The organism is Mesorhizobium sp. M7A.F.Ca.ET.027.02.1.1, assembly GCF_004022985.1.
GTDB lineage: Bacteria > Pseudomonadota > Alphaproteobacteria > Rhizobiales > Rhizobiaceae > Mesorhizobium.
Genome location: NZ_RZOL01000686.1, coordinates 1 through 1,771, shown reverse-complemented (window position 1 = coordinate 1,771; position 1,771 = coordinate 1). Strand labels below are relative to the sequence as shown.

Genomic DNA, 1,771 nt, shown 5'->3' with positions numbered 1-1,771 from the left:
TAGTAGCCAAGCACATTGTTGTGCCGGATTTTCAGCGAGCGGATGCCGGTCTCGTTGATCAGCGAGCGCTCCAGCCCGGCGATCACCTTTCGCGATTCGTCGCGCAGCGCCCGCATCTCGTCGAGATCGGCATGGTAGCCGCCGCGCAAGAAGCCGCCATCGCGCTTGAGCAGCGGCAGTTCGTCGCCAAGCGCCTGGGTCAGATGCTGGGCCAGCGCCTCGGGCAGAGCATGGATGGCGGCCAATGCCGCCGCAAGTTCCGGGGGCAGGGCGGTCGCGGCAAAGATTTCGGCGATCGCGCCTGCCGCCTCGAAGCCGGCGCGCAGCGCGCCAAGGTCGCGCGGCCCACCCCGGTTGAGCGCCAGCCTCGACAGTGCGCGCGGCATGTCGGCAACGCTCTTCAGGCTCGACCGCACCGCTTGGCAGAGCCGCGTTTCGGAACGGAAGAACGACACCGAATCCAGCCTGGCGCCGATGGCCGCGGGATCGGTCAGCGGCGCCATCAGCCGGTCGGCGAGCAACCTTGCGCCGCCGCCGGTCACCGTGCGGTCGATCGCCTTGAACAGCGACCCTTCGCGGCTGCCCGACAGCGTGCGCAGCAGTTCCAGATTGCCGCGTGTCGCCGGATCGATGAACAGGGTCGAGCCCTGCTCTTCGCGCTCGGGCCGCGACAGCGGCGGGCGCTCGGCCTTCTGCGTCTTCTCGACGTAGGCGATGGCGCCGGAGATCGCCGACAGTTCGGCGCGCGAAAAGGCGCCAAAGGAGTCCGGTGTCGCCACATCGAAGAAGCGGCCGATGCGTCCCGTGGCCGAGGCCGAATCGAACAGCGACGGCGGCTGCGGGCTGGCGACGCGGCCGAGCACCTCGAACACCGGCTTCAACTCCGGATCGTGGAACACCGGCTCGGCGACGATCAGCTCGCGCGGATCGACACGGAAGATGTCGGCCAGCAGCCGGTCGGCGGTGGTGTCGGTGACGCGGAAGGCGCCGGTCGAGATGTCGATCCAGGCCAGCGCGAAACTGTGATCGGCTCCGCCCTTCACCCGCCCCAGCGCCATCAGGAAACTCGATTCCGAGGGCGCCAGCAATTTGTCCTCGGTGATGGTGCCCGGTGTCACCAGCCGCACGACGTCGCGGCGCACCACCGATTTGCCGCCGCGTTTCTTGGCCTCGGCCGGATCCTCGATCTGTTCGCAGACGGCGACGCGGAAGCCCTGGCCGATCAGCTTTTGCAGATAGTCGTCGGCGGCATGCACCGGCACCCCGCACATCGGGATGTCGAGCCCTTGATACTTCCCCCGCTTGGTCAGCACGATGCCGAGCGCCCGGCTCGCCTTCTCGGCATCATCGAAGAACAGCTCGTAGAAATCGCCCATGCGATAGAACAGCAGCGAATCGGGGTTCGCCGCCTTGATCTCGATAAATTGCTCGATCATCGGCGTGGCGCCGGCATGGACGGTCGGCGCCGGCGTCATCGCCTCGGGGGCGTCTGGCTCGTTCGGGCTGTGCATGTTCATGCGCGGCACGCTAGCAGATGTGATGATGCGGTTTAATGCCGGCGCTTCGAAAAACAGGGGACGACGGGACGGCAGCTTGTCCGCAATTGCCGATGCGGACGGCGATTCCCGCGCGCTGGCGGTTTACACGCGGCGGCGCGTGGTCTTAATTCGGACCGAAACAAAGCACCCGCTTCAAGGAGGTGCTGCACCGGTGAGGAAATCAAGAACATCATGGCCAGGAAAACCGAGAACAGCGGTCCGTCCGTCAGTGC

Annotated in this window: 1 protein-coding gene and 1 pseudogene; one reads left to right on the top strand and one right to left on the bottom strand. The window is 66.5% G+C overall.

All coding sequences use genetic code 11. The features are described from left to right. Nucleotides 1–1,517 (bottom strand): annotated as a pseudogene (locus EN749_RS35120) (DNA mismatch repair protein MutS); the annotation flags it as partial. Between EN749_RS35120 and EN749_RS38365 the strand changes: the two are divergent. Next, nucleotides 1,510–1,771: hypothetical protein (locus EN749_RS38365; RefSeq protein ID WP_210214756.1), on the top strand; the 262-nt coding region annotated here is incomplete at its 3' end. The pseudogene EN749_RS35120 and the gene EN749_RS38365 sit on opposite strands and share 8 nt — an antisense overlap.